A 15,124-nucleotide genomic window follows, 5' to 3' on the forward strand; every position below is an offset into this window, starting at 1 on the left:
AGGTTGGGGCTTTATCTTTTGTGTCGGCTACACTTGGGTGAGTTTTCAACCGAGAGAGGACGACATGGCTAAGTTCCTGTACCGCGTGGGACGCTGGTCTTTCCTGAACAAGTGGAAGGTCATTATCGCGTGGCTCATCCTGGTCGCTGCTGCGGCCGGCGCGATGGCCACACTCATGAAGCCGATGACGAGCGAGTATTCCATTTCGAATACCCCGGCCATCGACGCCACCCACCGCGCGTCTGAACTCTTCCCCGAAGCGGGCAACCTCGCCAACGCGCCGAGCGTCAACCTTGTGTTCCAGGCGCCCGAGGGCGAGAAGCTTTCGGATCCGGAAAATATGGCTGCGATCCAAGACGTCGTCGACTACATCAAGGACAACCTCGGCGTCGAGGGCCAGCGCTTCGGCAACCCGCTTGAGGTCTCGCCACAACTTCAGCAGAGCGTTATTGACCAGTTCACGTCCATGGGCCTGCCCGAGGAGACCGCGCGCGCGGACGCGGATAACCTCGCGATGGTCAACGAGGACGAGACCATCGCGTACACGACCTTCGACTTCGACGCGGACTCCGCGAACTCCGTGAAGCAGGAGGATAAGGACGTCGTTACCGCTGCGATGGAACTCGGCCGCGAGCAGGGGCTCACCGTCGAGGGCGGCGGCGCTGGCTTCGGCGACGCCATCGCCGTCGAAGAAATGTCCGAGATCATCGGTCTCGCCGTCGCGTTCATCGTTCTGGTCTTCACCTTCGGCTCGCTCGTCGCTGCGGGCATGCCGCTCATCACCGCCGTCGTGGGCGTGGGCCTGGGCGCTATGGGTGTCATGATTGCCACCCACTGGGTCACCCTCAACTCCATTACCCCGGTCCTCGCCCTCATGATCGGCCTGGCCGTGGGCGTGGACTACTCGCTGTTTATTATCTCCCGCTACCGGCAGGAGCGCGCCCGCATGGAGCCTGCCGATGCCGCCGGTATGGCCGTCGGCACTGCCGGCTCCTCCGTGGTCTTCGCTGGCGCCACAGTGTTCACTGCGCTCTTCGCGCTGCTCGTTGCCAACATCGGCTTCCTCACCGCCATGGGCCTGTCGGCTGCGGGCACCGTGGCCGTCGCGGTGCTCGTCTCGCTCACGCTTGTCCCGGCGCTACTCGGCCTGTTCGGGAAGAAGGCCTTCGCCGGTCGCATCCCGGGCATCGCCGGTAACCCCACGCGTCGCGGCAGGGTCCGCCACGGCGAGACCATGGGCAGCCGTTGGGTGCGCTTCGTCCAGCGCATGCCGGGCCTCGTCATGGCCGTCGTGGTCCTCGGCCTCGGCGCGCTCACCACGCCGGTGCTCCACATGCAGCTCGCGCTGCCCACCGACACGACCTCGGACCCAGACACGACGCAGCGCAAGGCGGCCGACCTTATGGCCGAAGGCTTCGGCCCCGGCATCAACGGCCCCTTCCTCGTCATCGTTAACGGTCAGGACGCCAACCCGGATTCCGCGGCGCTCGCCCCGTACATGGCGGCGCAGGCCGAAGGCACGGATCAGGACAAGGCGACGCTGAGCTCCTTCCTCTACACCGCCTCGCAGCTCAACCAGGTGGGCGGCGTGAAGCACGCGCAGCTCGTGGGCCTCAACGGCGAAGGCACCGCCGCGCAGGTCATGGTCACGCCCGAGACCTCGCCGTCTGACGCGCGTACCGAAGGCACGGCCCAGGCCCTGCGCACCGCCACCGAGGAAATCGCGGACTCCACTGGCGCCGACATCGGCATGACCGGCCTTACCGCCGTCCAGCTCGACATCACCGAGCGCCTCCAAGCCGCCATGCTGCCGTACCTGACCATCGTCGTCGGCCTCGCCATTCTCCTGCTGCTCGTGGTCTTCCGTTCGCTACTCGTTCCGCTCGTCGCCGGCCTGGGCTTCCTGCTCTCCGTCGGCGCGGCCTTCGGCGTCACGGTCCTCGTCTGGCAGGACGGGCTCACCGGCCTCGTCCCTGCGCCGGGCCCGCTCATCTCGTTTATGCCGATCTTCCTCATCGGCGTGACCTTCGGCTTGGCGATGGACTATCAGGTCTTCATCGTCACCCGCATGCGCGAGCACTTCATCCGCAATCCCCGCGGCTCGCAGGCCTTCCACGGGAAATACAACGCCGTTGAGGAATCGACCATCGTGGGCTTCGCCCAGGGCGCCCGCGTCGTCACCGCCGCTGCCATCATCATGATCGCCGTCTTCGTGGCGTTCATTGGCCAGCCGCTGCCGTTCATCAAAATCTTCGGCTTCGCGCTCGCCGCCGGCGTCCTCTTCGACGCGTTCTGCATTCGCATGGCGCTCGTGCCCGCAACGATGTTCCTCACCGGCCGCGCCACGTGGTGGATCCCGCGCTGGCTCGACAAGATCCTGCCCACCCTCGACATCGAGGGCACCAAGCTCGAGGAAGAGTGGGAAGCCCGCCACGCCGCAGAGCCTGTAGACACGAGCCACTAGTGCGAGGTGGTGCATTCAAGGGAAACCTGTCTTAGTATGGACCTTGTATTCCTCCTCGCATTGAGGTCTTCCGTTCAGCGGAAAGGCCGCGAGGGGGTCTTTTGTTTGCTAAGAAGCCCTGGAGCCCAGTGTTGTTGTACCGCGGGCAGCTCCTCGCGCGGGCGACCGGTACGCTGGTTCTCATGACAAAACCACTTCTGGATACCGACTTAAGCTTCGACGTGCACACGCGCCTGCCCGAAGGCACCGGCAAGCACGGCCGCACCGGCGTGATTCATACCCCGCACGGCGATATCCAGACCCCGGCGTTTATCCCGGTGGCGACGAAAGCGACGGTCAAGACGCTGACCCCGGAGCAGATCCGTCAGACGGGCGCGCAGGCCATCCTCTCCAACGCGTATCACCTCTACCTGCAGCCGGGCCACGACATCGTGGACGAGGCAGGTGGCGTCGCGGAGTTCGAGAACTGGCACGGCCCCACGTACACGGACTCGGGCGGATTCCAGGTCATGTCGCTGGGCGTCGGCTTTAAGAAGGTCCTCGCCATGGACGTCGCGAACCTTACTGAGGGCGATATCCGCGCGGCGAAGAAGGAGCGCATGGCGCAGGTCGACGAGGACGGCGTGGACTTCAAGTCCATCATTGACGGCTCGAAGCACCGCTTCACGCCGGAGGTCTCCATGCAGATTCAGCACTCCCTGGGCGCGGACATCATGTTTGCCTTTGATGAGCTCACCACGCTCGTCGACACTCGTCAGTACCAGGAGGAATCCGTCGCGCGCACGCACCGCTGGGCCAAACGCTGCCTCGACGAGCATGACCGACTCACCAACGCGCGCGCCGGAAAGCCCCGCCAGTCCCTGTGGGGCGTGGTCCAGGGCGCGCAGTACGAGGACCTTCGCCGCCAGGCCACCCGTGGCCTCGTGCAGCTTTCCGATGCCGCCGTCGCCGCCGGCATGCGCGGATTCGGCGGGTTCGGCATCGGCGGAGCGTTGGAGAAGGAAAACCTGGGCACCATCGTGGGCTGGGTCTGCGACGAGCTGCCGGAGGACAAGCCGCGCCACCTGCTCGGCATCTCTGAGCCGGACGATCTTTTCACCGCCATCGAGGCCGGCGCCGATACCTTCGACTGTGTTGCGCCCACGCGCTTGGGCCGCCGCGGCGGCGTGTACACGCTCGACGGCCGCCTCAACCTCATGGGCGCCAAGTTTAAGCGCGACTTTAAGGGAATCGACGAGGAGTTCGGCGGCTACGTCTCGGAGAACTACTCGCGCGCATACATCCACCACTTGCTTAAGGCTCACGAGTTCCTCGCGGGCACGCTGTGCACCATGCACAACCTGGAGTTCATGATTCGCCTCGTCGACAATATCCGGGCCTCCATCGACGGCGGCTACTACGAGGCCTTCCGCGACGAGTTCATGGGCCGTTACTACGCGAAAAAGTAGTAAAGCCCCTGGCGGGAAGCCAGGAGCAAGGGACGCGGGAGATTAGGCGGCACGGTCAAGCGGCACGTAATCCTCGCGCTTCTTCACCCACTTGATGACCTGCGTCGTGATGGGCAGCATGACCACCTCGCAGGCGGTCTTCCACAGGAAGCCCACGATGACGTAGTTGAGGAACCCGCCAACGGTAGCGACGCCGATGACGGGCGCGGCGATGGCGCAGAAGATGACCGTGTCGCCCAGCTCGCCCACGACGGTGGACGCGATAAGGCGGCTAATGAGGCCCTTCTCGCCGGAGCGGGCCTTCATGCGCACGAGCGTGAACGAGTTGAGCAGCTGGCCCACGACGTAGCCGGCAAGCGAGGCGCCGAGGATCTGCGGCATGAGTCCGAGCGTGGCGGCGAAGGCCTCCTGGCCCTCATAGAAATCTGCGGCCGGCAGCCAGATCGCGATGTAGAAGGCGATGGCTGCGAGGATCGCCATCGCGAAGCCGATGGCCACGGCGCGCCGGGTGGACTTGAAGCCGTAGCACTCGGAGAGCACGTCGCCCACGATGTAGGCGAGCGGGAAGAGGAAGAACGCGCCGTCCGTGATGAGCGGGCCGAGCTGTACGCCCTTCGTGGCGTTGATATTCGAGATGAGGAATGTGACGACGAAGAGCGTGACCAGCCACGGATACAGCGTGGACTGTACCGGGATGAATCGGATGCTCTCGCCACGTGAATCCGTGGTTGCGGTTGCCGATTGAGTTGTCATGAGCATCAACTATGCCGCATGCGCGCGGTCTGCGCGAAACGCGCGCGATAGACTGGGCAGCTATGACACCAGCCGGACGTTATGCCCCTAGCCCCAGCGGCGACCTGCACTTTGGCAACCTGCGCACCGCGCTCATCGCGTGGCTCGCGGCGCGGGGCTCGGGGCGGCGCTTCGTGCTGCGCGTCGAGGACGTGGACACGCAGCGCTCTTCGGCGGAGTCCGCGCAGCGCCAGCTCGAGGATCTCGCGACGCTGGGCTTGGACTGGGATGAGGTGCTCTACCAGCACGATCGGGACGCGGCCTACGAGGCGGCGCTCGAGACGCTGCCGTACTACGAGTGCTACTGTTCGCGCAAGGATATCCAGGAGGCCTCCCGCGCGCCGCATGCCATCCCGGGCCAGTACCCGGGGACATGCCGTGAGCTTTCGCGTGCCGCCCGTGCCTCCAAGCGCGCCGAGCTCGCCGCCCAAGGCCGGGTCCCGGCGTTGCGCCTGCGCGCGGAGGTCTCCGAGTTCACCGTGCACGACGCGCTGCACGGCGACTACACCGGCGAGGTGGATGACTTCATCCTGCGGCGCGGGGGCCAGGCGCCGGACTGGGCGTACAACCTGGCCGTCGTTGTCGATGACGGATTCCAGGGCGTGGACCAGGTTGTGCGCGGCGACGACCTACTTACTTCGGCGCCGCGGCAGGCGTACCTCGCGACGCTCCTGGGATTACACGTGCCCGAGTACATCCACGTGCCGCTCGTGCTCAACGCGGAGGGCAAGCGCCTGGCTAAGCGCGACGGGGCAGTGACGCTGCGCGAGCTGCTCGAGACCCGCAGCGTGGGCGACGTCGTGGAAGCGATGGCCGCAGGCCTGGGCTACGAGGGCGTGCGCTCCGCAGATGAGTTCCTCGAGGTCTTCGAACTCGGGCGGTTGGGCACGGAACCCAGCGTTTTCGAAGGATAATCTCGACCGCATGACAGTAGGGCGGCCTACACTGGTTTGAGTTGTTTCTTGAACTTGAAAACTGGGGAGTGTCGCGTGGAAGTCCTGTTGATCTTGGTCGCCTTGATGCTGCTGACGGTGGTTGTCGCCGCTGTCGGCGACAAGATCGGACTGCCCTGGCCGGTGCTGCTCACCATCCTCGCGACCGTCGCCGCGCTTGTGCCGAGCATACCCACCGATCTGGAGATCCCCGCCGAGCTCATCCTGCCCATCTTCCTGCCGCCGCTGCTGTGGTCGCTCGCGCGCCGCACGTCCTGGGGTGTCATCCGCGAGCAGTGGATGACCATCGCGTTGCTGTCCGTCGCGCTTGTGGTCGTCACCACCTTCACGGTGGGCTTTACCGCATACGCGCTGCTGCCGGGAATTGGCATCGCCGGCGCCATCCTCATCGGCGCGGCCATCGCCCCGCCTGACCCCGTGGCCGTCGACGCCGTCGCCGAGCCCGTCGGCATCCCGCGTCGTATTATCTCCGCCCTGCAGACCGAGGGCCTGTTCAACGACGCCGCGTCCATCGTCGCCTTCCACCTCGCGCTCGCCGCGGTCACGGCGCAGGGCGAGCTTTCTTTCGCAGAGGGCCTGGGGAACTTTGCCTACTCGGCGGTGGTGGCGACGGCGCTGGGATGGGGCATCGGCAGGCTTGCAGCCTGGTTTATTCGCGGCGTCCACGACTCGACAACCCGCAACGCACTGACCTGGGTTATTCCTTTCGCGACCTATATCGCAGCGGAGGAACTCGGCGCCTCCGGCGTCATCGCCGTGGTCATCGCGGCCATCGAGCTGCACTCGCGCGCGCCGATTCATGCGGAGGACCGCCTCTCCGGCCAGGGCTTCTGGGAGACGGTGGAGATGCTCTTTACCGGCGTCGCCTTCGGCCTCATCGGCCTGTCAGCCAATAACGCCATCAGCGCGGTGGGTGCGGATATCCTCCATTCCATCCTCGTGGGCGTCATCCTCTCCCTCGTGGCGTTTGCCGTGCGCGGGGTGTGGATGTACCTGTTTTACCTCATTAATCGCCGCTCGGGCCGCCCGCACCTGGCACCCCTGCGCCTCCAGGAGGTCCTGCTCATGACGTGGTCCGGCATGCGCGGACTCGTCACCCTGGCGCTGGTCCTCTCCGTGCCCTCCGGCGCATTCCCGTTCCACCACGAGCTCGCCGTCATCGCGCTCACCGTCCTCCTCGTGACCATGGTGATTCCCGGCCTGCTCCTGCCGTGGCTCATGCGCCAGCTGGATCTCACGACCACGGCCGAGGCCGCACACGACAAGATGCGCACCGCGATTACCGAGCGCGCCCGCAAGGCCGCCCTCTCCGCCTTGCGCCGCCACTACGCGGACGCCGACCCCGAGATCGCCGCCACCATCGACGACTGGTTCACCGACCGCCTGGGCGATGAGCTCGACGACGAGCAGAACCCCGACACCCGAGCCTGGAAGATCGAGAAGGCCCGCGAGAAGGCCACCGAGGCCCAACGCGTCGCCTACACCGCTGCCCAACAGGCCCTCGTGCGTATGCGCGGCGAGCGCGGCCTCAACCCACACATCGTGGACGAGGTCTTGGTCGAGGTCGACCGTATGGTTCTCGTGGCGGAGCACCGCTAGGCTGGCTTTCATGGATGCGCCTTCCGATGCCGCCGCTGCCGCCTTCGAGTACGCCGGGGCCGACGCCGCGATGGACTACCTTTACGACTTCTTTGACGCGGACCTCGCCGATCGCGTGCGCGCGGACCGCGCGCTCGTGCCCGAGGGCATGGAAGACCTGCTTGCCGCGCACTCGCTGGAAGACTACGTGTGGCTGTGGCTTAAGGACACCGGCCCCAATAGCTTCTGGCAGTTCCTCCTCGACGGCGCCGCGGACGAGGACTATCAGATTGAGGATGCCCGCTGGGCGCTGGGCATGAGGCTGAAAGAATGGGCGATGGATTCGCCGCCGCACATCGCGTGGTTCAAGGAAGACGGTTCTGAGCTCCCCGTGATCGCCTAGCCGCCGGGCTGGCGCTTATCCGACACGCAGATCATGGATGTTGAAAAGCGCACCATGGGCGCAAGCATGAGCACCGGCACGTACGTCGAGCCCGACTGTACCTTCGACGTCACCCTCCACCGCTCCAATCCCAACACCACGCGTGTCTGGGCTGAGGGCGCACCCGTGTACGGCGACGACGGGCGGATTGTGGGCATCATTGTCGGCCCGGCTGATAATGGCGGGGATAGTGCGGTGACGCCGTTGGGTCGGTTGGGATAGCCCGGTCCTGTTTCCTTCCTGAAACAGGACCGGACTTTCCGCGTTTTCCGTAGCCTCGGAACCATGATTATCTTCCTCGACGTCGATGGAACCTTGGTCAACTACTCCAACGAAATTCCCCCGTCGGCCGCGGCGGCCGTGCGTGCCGCCCGTGCGAATGGGCACGCCGTGCTGCTCAACACGGGTCGCTCACGCGCGGAGATTCCGCAGTTCCTGTGGGACTTGGGCGTGGACGGCCTCGTGGGCGCGAATGGTGGCTACGTGGAGCTCAACGGGACGGAAATCTACCGGCATTCACTCAGCGCGCAGCAGACCGCAGAAATTGTGGATTGGCTCACCGCGCGTGGCTGCGAGTTCTACCTCGAGTGCAACGCGGGGCTCTTTGCCAGCCCGGGCTTCGAGGAGGCCGCACAGGGGCCCATGGCCGCGTATCAGGCAGCCAAAGGGCGTGAGCCGGTGCCCGTCACCGTTGCCTTCCACGGCATGGTCTTCGGCGAGCAGCTCGCGCGTCTTCAGGCGCGCGACGACGTCAATAAGATCAGCTACATCCTGGGCAGCTACGCGGACTTCGAGGAGACCGCGCAGCGCTTCCCTGAGCTGGAGAATCACACGTGGGGCGGCGCCGGCGCCACCGCTCTTTTTGGCGACCTCGCGCCGGCGGGCGTGAGCAAGCAATCTGCCGTCGCCGCCGTGCTGGACCATCTGCATGCTCAGCCTTCCGATGCCGCCGCCTTCGGCGACGCCGCCATCGACCTCACCATGTTCGCCGCGTGCGGCACCTCCGTCGCCATGGGCAACGCCCCAGCAGACGTCCAGGCTGCCGCCACGATGGTCACCGACGACGTCGACGAGGATGGCTTGGCTCACGCCTTCGAGAAGCTCGGGCTGGTTTAAGATCCAAAAAATCCCGACTCTAAAAGAGCCGGGATTTCCTTTGGCGGAGGATAGGGGATTTGAACCCCTGAGGGATGTGACTCCCGCACGCGTTCCAGGCGTGTGACATAGGCCGCTAGTCGAATCCTCCGCTGAGAAACATTATCAGGCCGTAGCAATCACGCAAAATCGCCAGCTCAGGCGAAGCTTTGGGGAGGGGAGGCTGCGGTGGGGTGGAGGGGGCATCGGAAGGTTGGGGCAACCTAGTTTGGAACGGACGCGGGGCAGCGGTTAAAGTAGGCAGCAGGATTCCGCGTGGCGTTTATCCTCTGAACTCCCCCAGGGCAGGAATGCAGCAAGGGTCAGGAGGCTCTGGCGGGTGCGCGGGGTCCGTTAATCGTTTTTCGGGGCGGGGAGTCGGCTACACTGTGTGCGGCATAGCAATTTGTTCATCACGTTAGGGAAGGCCACCATGTCGCTGCTATCACTCGATGCTGATCAGCTCAAGGAACTCGCTGAGCGCATCCGCAAGGACTACGCGGAGCTCAAGGCCAAGGGCCTGCAGCTCAACCTCACGCGCGGCAAGCCCTCCAAGGCACAGTCGGACCTGGCTAATGACCTGCTGTCCCTGCCGGGTGAGGACAACTACACCGACGCGGCGGGCAACGACCTGCGCAACTACGGCAACCTCGACGGCATCCGCGAGGTTCGCGAGCTGTGGGGCAAGCTGCTGGGCATCCCGGCGGAGAACCTCGTCGCGGCGGATAGCTCCTCGCTCAACATCATGTTCGACCTCATCTCGTTCGCGCACACGTGGGGCACGAACGACTCCGAGCGCCCGTGGGGCCAGGAGGACAAGGTTAAGTGGATTTGCCCGGTGCCGGGCTACGACCGCCACTTCGCGATCACCGAGAAGTTCGGCTACGAGCTCATCACCGTGCCTATGCTTGAGGACGGCCCGGACATGGGCGCTATCCGCGAGCTCGTCCAGGACCCACAGGTTAAGGGCATGTGGACGGTGCCGATGTTCTCCAATCCGACGGGCGTGACCATCTCGGAAGAGATCGCTCGCGAGCTCGCTTCTCTGGAGACCGCCGCCCCGGACTTCCGCGTCGTGTGGGACAACGCGTACGCGGTCCACACGCTCACCGAGGATTTCCCGCAGATTCTGCCCATCCTCGACTACGCGCGCGAGGCTGGCAACCCGAACCGTTTCTGGGTGATGTCCTCGACGTCGAAGATCACCTTCGCCGGCGCGGGCGTCGCGTTCTTCGCGTCCTCGCTGGAGAACCTCGAGTGGTACCGCTCGTTTGCGGGCATCCGCGGCATTGGCCCGAACAAGATTAACCAGCTCGCGCACTACGAGTTCTTCGGCTCGGCTGAGGGCGTGCGTTCGGTCATGCGCCGTCACGCAGCGCTCCTCGCGCCTAAGTTCGACGCGGTCCTGCGCATCCTCTCCGAGCGTCTCGGCGAGTACGAGGTCGCGCGCTGGACCGAGCCGAAGGGCGGCTACTTCATCTCGCTGGACGTCATCGACGGCACGGCGACGCGCGTGTGGGAGCTCGCCAAGGATGCCGGCATCGTGCTCACCAAGGCCGGCTCCGCGTACCCGCACGGCGAGGACCCCAACGACCGCAACATCCGCTTGGCGCCGTCCCTGCCGCCGCTGGCCGAGGTCGAGACGGCCATGGATGGCGTGGCCACCTGCGTCCTGCTCGCGGCGCTGGAGAAGCTCGGGGCGTAAATGAACGCCGCGGAGACCCAAGCCTGGTTGGCTAATATCATTCCGGCGCAGTTGCGCTTTGAGAATGACTTGGCCTACGCGTCGCTGGACAATGACGAGAACCTCGTCGCCACGACCCGCTTCGCGGAGGTCTCCACGGGGCTTTCCGCGGAGGGCATGGACGTGCGCGCGGAGATTCTCACCGTCGCCCGCGCCCCCTTGTCCTCCCTCGCCGCTCTTATCACGGAAGCCACTGAGCTTCTCGATGCCGCCCGCGTCATCCCCGCCCAGCCGGGCACCCTCCTGCCCAAGCTGGGCCCGGGTCGCCACGGCGTCCTCGTTGCTCCTTGGCTCTGGGGCGGGCCCACGCCACAGGTCAAGCTGGATGGCCGCTGGACGCTCATGCTTCAGCTCGTGGCGCTCACGGATTCCGAGTACGCCTATGCCGTCGAGGAAGGCGTGCCAGCGCTCCAGGACGCCGTCGCTGAGTCTGAGATCGACCTCCTCGACTGGTCGCGTTTCGAGTCTTAACCCCGCGTCTTTCCTGGCGCCTTTCTGGTCGCCGCCCGGCTTTGCCCGCGCGCGCTAGACGGTAGACTGTGCAATCGTGGCTCTTTACCGGAAATATCGTCCAGCAACCTTCGCCGAGGTGGTAGGCCAAGAGCAGGTCACCCGGCCCTTGTCCACCGCGCTCGACGCGGGGCGTATTAATCACGCCTACCTGTTTTCCGGCCCGCGCGGCTGTGGCAAGACCTCCTCCGCGCGCATCATGGCCCGCTCGCTCAACTGCGAGCAAGGCCCCACCTCGACGCCCTGCGGCGTGTGCGATTCCTGCGTCTCGCTCGCCCCCGGCGGCCCCGGCAATCTGGACGTCACGGAGCTCGACGCCGCTTCGCATAACGGCGTGGACGACATGCGCGATCTGCGCGACCGCGCCTACTTCGCGCCTGCCGAGTCGCGCTACCGCATCTTCATCATCGACGAGGCCCACATGATTTCGAATGCGGGCTTCAACGCGCTGCTCAAGGTCGTCGAGGAGCCGCCGGAGCACGTCATCTTCATCTTCGCCACCACCGAGCTGGAGAAGATGCTGCCCACCATCCGTTCGCGCACGCACAACTACCCGTTCCGCCTGCTCACCCCGTCCGCGATGAAGGGCCTGCTCCAGCGCACTGTCGCCGCTGAGGGTGTCACGGTCGAAGATTCCGTCTACCCCATGGTCATCTCCGCGGGCGGCGGTTCCCCGCGCGATACCCTGTCCATCCTCGACCAGCTCCTCGCCGGTGCTGGCCCCGATGGCCTCACCTACGATCTCGCGCGCCCGCTCCTCGGCATCACGGACATTTCGGTCATCGACGACGCCGTCGCCGCCCTCGCCGCCGGTGACAAGGCCGCGTTCTTCCAGCTTATCGATGCCGTCGTCGAAAGCGGCGAGGAACCCCGCCGCTTCGCTACCGACCTGCTCGACCGCCTCCGCGACTTGCTTGTGCTCCAAGCCGTGCCCGATGCCGTCGCCGCCGGTCTCGTCGCCGTGCCCGAGGATCGCGCCGAGGCCATGACCAACGAGGCCGCCGCCTTCTCCAACGCGCAGCTGGCCCACCTCGCCTCCGCGCTCAACGAGGAGCTGCCCAAGCTCCGTGGCGCCAGCTCCCCGCGCCTGCTCCTGGAAATCATGGGCGCGCGCTTGCTGTCCGCCCCGGCCCCCGCCGCTGCCCCCGGCCCTTCCGGCGCCACGGCTGGCGTTCCCGCGGCATCCGCCGCCGCCTCGGCCGCTGGCCCCGGCGCCCCCGCGGCCTCCGTGCCGTCTGCCACCGCCGGCGCGCAGACCGGCGCCCAGGCCGGTGCCGCGCTCCTCGCCGCTCGCCGCGCCGCCTCGGCCGCGGCCGCCACTCCGCCGGCCCAGCCCGCGCCCCAACAGCCTGCCCAACAACAGCCCGCGCAGCGACAGGAACAACAGCAACCCACGCAGCCGCAACAGCCCGCCCCGCGCCAGGAGCAGCAGCCAGAGCAATCCCAGCAGCCTACGCAGCAGCGACAGGAGCAGCCTCAGCCAGCTCAGCTTGCCGCGCCGCAGCCGGAGCAGCCCGAGCAGACCCAGCCCGCGGCCGAGACTCCGCAGCAGCAGACCGCCCCGGGCCCCGAGCTTCTCGAGCAGATTCGCGCCTCGTGGGCCGAGCTGCGTGCCGCGATTGGCCAGCGCAACAAGGTCGCCGAGATCATGCTCACCGAGGCGCGTGTCCTCGGCCTGCGCGATGAGACGCTCATCCTTGGCCACACGACCGGGGCGCTTGCGCACCGCATCAACGATGAGGCGAAGAACAAAGACATCGCCGCCGTCCTCGCGGAGAAGACGGGCACGACGCTGAAGGTCGAGTGCATCGTCGGCACCTCGCCCGAGGCCGCCGGCCTCCCGCCGCTCGCGCAGCCGCGCCAGGCGTGGAACCCCAATCAGCCCGCCCGTGAGACGGACGACAAGGAGGCAGAGAGTCCTAACGAGCCCCAGCCTTCCGATGCCCCCTCCACCCCCGCGCCGACGTCGGCATCGGGCTGGGGCGCCCCACGCCCCATCGGCGAGGAAGCTGAGTCGGCTGAGCCGGCCCAGGAGTCTGCGCCCCAGGAGTCGGCTGAGTCATCCCCGCAGCCGACCGCCCGTGAGGGCTGGGGCTCGCCGCGACCGATCGGCGAGGAAGCACAGCCTGCCCAGCAGGAGACGCACCATCACCTGCCGCCGCGTCCCGACCCGACGCCGCACCTGCGCCGTGAGGAGGCCGCCGAGGCACATCCTCAGCAGCCAATGCCGTCATCAGCGCCCGCGTCGCAGCAACAGCCGCAGGACGACAAGCCCGATTGGCGCAGTCGCATCGCGCAGGCCGCGGAGTCCAAGCGCCAGGCCTACGAGGAGTGGAACAAGCACACGCCGTCGTTTAGCGACGGCGTGCCGCTGCCGCCGGACCCGGGCCCGGAGGAAGACTTCGCACCGCCGGAGTTCCTGCCGCCAGACCCCGAGGCCGGCCAGGCGCCTCCGCGTCCCGACATGCAGCAGCTGCAGCAGTCGGCGCCGCAGAACGCCGCCCCTGCGCAGCAGCAGGCCCAGCCAGCTCAACCGGCCCAGACTTCCCAGCCTGCACAGAACACGCAGCCTGCTCGGCCTGCCCCACAGCAGCCGCAGCGCATGCTGCAACGACCGGCTGCAACGCAGCCGGAGTCCGCGGCGAGCGCGGCGCAGGCGCGCATGGCGGCGGCGAGGGCTCAGGCGACTGGAGGCGTGGGGGCATCGGCAAGCGAGGCAGCGCCTGGGGCGCCGGTGGACCGCGACGAGGAAGAACGCATGATGGCCGAAGAAGCCCGTACCGCGGGCCAGCATGACCACCGCACCGCGATGGAAGTCGCCGTCGAGTTGCTCGAGCAAGAGCTCGGCGCGCGGCGGGCCTGACGGGTACACTGGTTCGAAGTAAAATTCACCCTACGAAAGGCACTACGATGACCACCCCGGATCCGCAGCAGCAGGGCTTCGACATGCAGGAACTCATTAACCAGGCGTCCCGCGTGCAGGCCGAGCTGGCGAAGGCGCAGGAGGAGATCCTGGCCACCAACGTCACCGGTACCGCCGGCAACGGCCTCGTCTCCATCACCATGACTGGCGGCGCGGAGCTCGTCGACCTGCAGATTGACAAGTCCATCGTGGACCCAGAGGACGTCGACACGCTCAAGGACCTCATCATCGGTGCTTACAAGGAAGCACACGCGGCAGCCGGTAGGCTGGCACAGGAGAAGATTGGCCCGCTGTCGCAGGGCATGGGCCAGTCGCAGCAGAACTATGACGGTCCGAACTTCGGTGACGTCTTCGGCCAGCAGTAAACTTGGCCCCTGAAAGCCGCGGTTCTGCCGCGGCTTTTGTGCGTTTTATATAAGGAGTTTGCGTGTTCGAAGGACCGCTGCAGGACCTCATCGATGAGTTTTCGCGTCTGCCGGGAGTGGGGCCGAAGTCGGCGCAGCGTATCGCGTTCCACGTGCTGCACATGGAACCGGAGGACATCACGCGTTTGCAGGACGCGCTGGGGGCGGTGCGCGACGGTGTGACGTTCTGCCGTATTTGCTGCAATATCTCGCGCGAGGACCTGTGCCGGATTTGTATCAACTCGCAGCGTGACGCGTCGACGATTTGCGTGGTGGAGGAACCCAAGGACATCCAGGTCATCGAGCGCACGGGTGAGTACAACGGGCGTTATCACGTGCTGGGCGGGGCGCTTGACCCGCTGGCGAATATCGGGCCGAAGAACTTGAACATCGCGCAGCTGCTCCAGCGAATTGGCGGGGTGCTCGAGGACCGCGAGCTCGCGGATTCCACGCCGGAGCACCCGCTTTACGATGCCGCCCCCGACATCAAGGAGGTCATCCTCGCCACCGATCCCAATACGGAGGGCGAGGCGACGGCGTCCTACCTCGTGCGGTTGCTGCGGGACTTCCCGGATTTGAAGATCACGCGACTAGCGTCGGGTATGCCGTTGGGCGGGGACTTGGAGTTTGTGGATGAGTTGACGTTGTCGCGTGCGCTGTCGGGGCGTCTGGCTGTGCGTTAGTTTTGGGGGCCTGTCCGCGTGCGCGCGACAGAGTACCGGATTCCTGGGT

13 protein-coding genes, 1 tRNA gene and 1 other RNA gene are annotated in these 15,124 nt (G+C 66.3%); 13 read left to right on the forward strand and 2 right to left on the reverse strand.

What is annotated here, in order from left to right:
- Window positions 1-64: 64 nt before the first annotated feature.
- Entirely contained in the window at window positions 65-2,464 is a 2,400-nt protein-coding gene (locus HMPREF0307_RS01950) for an MMPL family transporter (protein ID WP_066486007.1), read from the forward strand.
- Between the two features lie 182 nt (window positions 2,465-2,646).
- Window positions 2,647-3,912, forward strand: a complete 1,266-nt coding sequence (gene tgt, locus HMPREF0307_RS01955) for a tRNA guanosine(34) transglycosylase Tgt (protein ID WP_066486088.1) — start codon at window positions 2,647-2,649, stop codon at window positions 3,910-3,912.
- Window positions 3,913-3,954: 42 nt separating this feature from the next.
- Here tgt and HMPREF0307_RS01960 read toward each other — a convergent pair whose 3' ends face one another.
- On the reverse strand, window positions 3,955-4,665 hold the full coding sequence (locus HMPREF0307_RS01960) for a queuosine precursor transporter (protein WP_066486096.1): 711 nt from the start codon (window positions 4,663-4,665) through the stop codon (window positions 3,955-3,957).
- A gap of 62 nt (window positions 4,666-4,727) precedes the next feature.
- Here HMPREF0307_RS01960 and gluQRS point away from each other — a divergent pair, with 62 nt between their 5' ends.
- From gluQRS to HMPREF0307_RS01985, 5 genes are all read left to right on the forward strand, one after another.
- On the forward strand, window positions 4,728-5,618 hold the full coding sequence (gene gluQRS, locus HMPREF0307_RS01965; protein WP_066486013.1) for a tRNA glutamyl-Q(34) synthetase GluQRS: 891 nt from the start codon (window positions 4,728-4,730) through the stop codon (window positions 5,616-5,618).
- A 75-nt stretch (window positions 5,619-5,693) separates the two neighbouring features.
- Window positions 5,694-7,256: a cation:proton antiporter gene (locus HMPREF0307_RS01970; protein ID WP_066486016.1), complete on the forward strand. Its 1,563-nt coding sequence runs from the start codon at window positions 5,694-5,696 to the stop codon at window positions 7,254-7,256.
- 10 nt (window positions 7,257-7,266) lie between these two features.
- Window positions 7,267-7,638 carry a hypothetical protein gene (locus tag HMPREF0307_RS01975; protein ID WP_066486018.1) on the forward strand — a complete coding sequence of 124 codons (372 nt, stop codon included), beginning with the start codon at window positions 7,267-7,269 and terminating at the stop codon, window positions 7,636-7,638.
- Between the two features lie 33 nt (window positions 7,639-7,671).
- Window positions 7,672-7,899: a hypothetical protein gene (locus tag HMPREF0307_RS01980; RefSeq protein ID WP_141681470.1), complete on the forward strand. Its 228-nt coding sequence runs from the start codon at window positions 7,672-7,674 to the stop codon at window positions 7,897-7,899.
- 63 nt (window positions 7,900-7,962) lie between these two features.
- Window positions 7,963-8,793: a Cof-type HAD-IIB family hydrolase gene (locus tag HMPREF0307_RS01985; RefSeq protein WP_066486023.1), complete on the forward strand. Its 831-nt coding sequence runs from the start codon at window positions 7,963-7,965 to the stop codon at window positions 8,791-8,793.
- 41 nt (window positions 8,794-8,834) lie between these two features.
- Here the strand turns inward: HMPREF0307_RS01985 and HMPREF0307_RS01990 are convergent.
- A tRNA-Ser gene (locus HMPREF0307_RS01990) sits at window positions 8,835-8,923 on the reverse strand.
- Window positions 8,924-9,075: 152 nt separating this feature from the next.
- Between HMPREF0307_RS01990 and ffs the strand changes: the two genes are divergently transcribed.
- The 6 genes from ffs to HMPREF0307_RS02020 all read left to right on the forward strand — a co-directional run bounded on the left by ffs (window position 9,076) and on the right by HMPREF0307_RS02020 (window position 15,075).
- Window positions 9,076-9,170: signal recognition particle sRNA small type (gene ffs / locus HMPREF0307_RS01995), an RNA gene on the forward strand.
- A 74-nt stretch (window positions 9,171-9,244) separates the two neighbouring features.
- The gene (locus HMPREF0307_RS02000; RefSeq protein WP_066486026.1) at window positions 9,245-10,516 is read left to right on the forward strand and encodes an aspartate aminotransferase type Ic; all 1,272 of its coding nucleotides are present in this window, start codon (window positions 9,245-9,247) and stop codon (window positions 10,514-10,516) included.
- Window positions 10,517-11,026: a suppressor of fused domain protein gene (locus tag HMPREF0307_RS02005; RefSeq protein WP_068801402.1), complete on the forward strand. Its 510-nt coding sequence runs from the start codon at window positions 10,517-10,519 to the stop codon at window positions 11,024-11,026.
- Window positions 11,027-11,102: 76 nt separating this feature from the next.
- On the forward strand, window positions 11,103-13,928 hold the full coding sequence (locus tag HMPREF0307_RS02010; RefSeq protein WP_066486028.1) for a DNA polymerase III subunit gamma and tau: 2,826 nt from the start codon (window positions 11,103-11,105) through the stop codon (window positions 13,926-13,928).
- A gap of 47 nt (window positions 13,929-13,975) precedes the next feature.
- Window positions 13,976-14,353 (forward strand): YbaB/EbfC family nucleoid-associated protein, encoded by a 378-nt coding sequence (locus HMPREF0307_RS02015; protein ID WP_066486030.1) that lies wholly within the window; start codon window positions 13,976-13,978, stop codon window positions 14,351-14,353.
- Window positions 14,354-14,415: 62 nt separating this feature from the next.
- The gene (locus HMPREF0307_RS02020; RefSeq protein WP_066486032.1) at window positions 14,416-15,075 is read left to right on the forward strand and encodes a recombination mediator RecR; all 660 of its coding nucleotides are present in this window, start codon (window positions 14,416-14,418) and stop codon (window positions 15,073-15,075) included.
- The last annotated feature ends 49 nt before the right edge of the window (window positions 15,076-15,124 follow it).

It is taken from the genome of Corynebacterium sp. DNF00584 (assembly GCF_001552965.1).
Classification (GTDB): Bacteria; Actinomycetota; Actinomycetes; order Mycobacteriales; family Mycobacteriaceae; genus Corynebacterium; species Corynebacterium phoceense.

Coding starts and splice junctions, on each gene's coding strand:
- HMPREF0307_RS01950 (WP_066486007.1), top strand. CDS start 65: ATGGCTAAGTTCCTGTACCGCGTGGGACGCTGGTCTTTCCTGAACAAG.
- tgt (WP_066486088.1), top strand. CDS start 2,647: ATGACAAAACCACTTCTGGATACCGACTTAAGCTTCGACGTGCACACG.
- HMPREF0307_RS01960 (WP_066486096.1), bottom strand. CDS start 4,665: ATGACAACTCAATCGGCAACCGCAACCACGGATTCACGTGGCGAGAGC.
- gluQRS (WP_066486013.1), top strand. CDS start 4,728: ATGACACCAGCCGGACGTTATGCCCCTAGCCCCAGCGGCGACCTGCAC.
- HMPREF0307_RS01975 (WP_066486018.1), top strand. CDS start 7,267: ATGGATGCGCCTTCCGATGCCGCCGCTGCCGCCTTCGAGTACGCCGGG.
- HMPREF0307_RS01980 (WP_141681470.1), top strand. CDS start 7,672: ATGGATGTTGAAAAGCGCACCATGGGCGCAAGCATGAGCACCGGCACG.
- HMPREF0307_RS01985 (WP_066486023.1), top strand. CDS start 7,963: ATGATTATCTTCCTCGACGTCGATGGAACCTTGGTCAACTACTCCAAC.
- HMPREF0307_RS02000 (WP_066486026.1), top strand. CDS start 9,245: ATGTCGCTGCTATCACTCGATGCTGATCAGCTCAAGGAACTCGCTGAG.
- HMPREF0307_RS02005 (WP_068801402.1), top strand. CDS start 10,517: ATGAACGCCGCGGAGACCCAAGCCTGGTTGGCTAATATCATTCCGGCG.
- HMPREF0307_RS02015 (WP_066486030.1), top strand. CDS start 13,976: ATGACCACCCCGGATCCGCAGCAGCAGGGCTTCGACATGCAGGAACTC.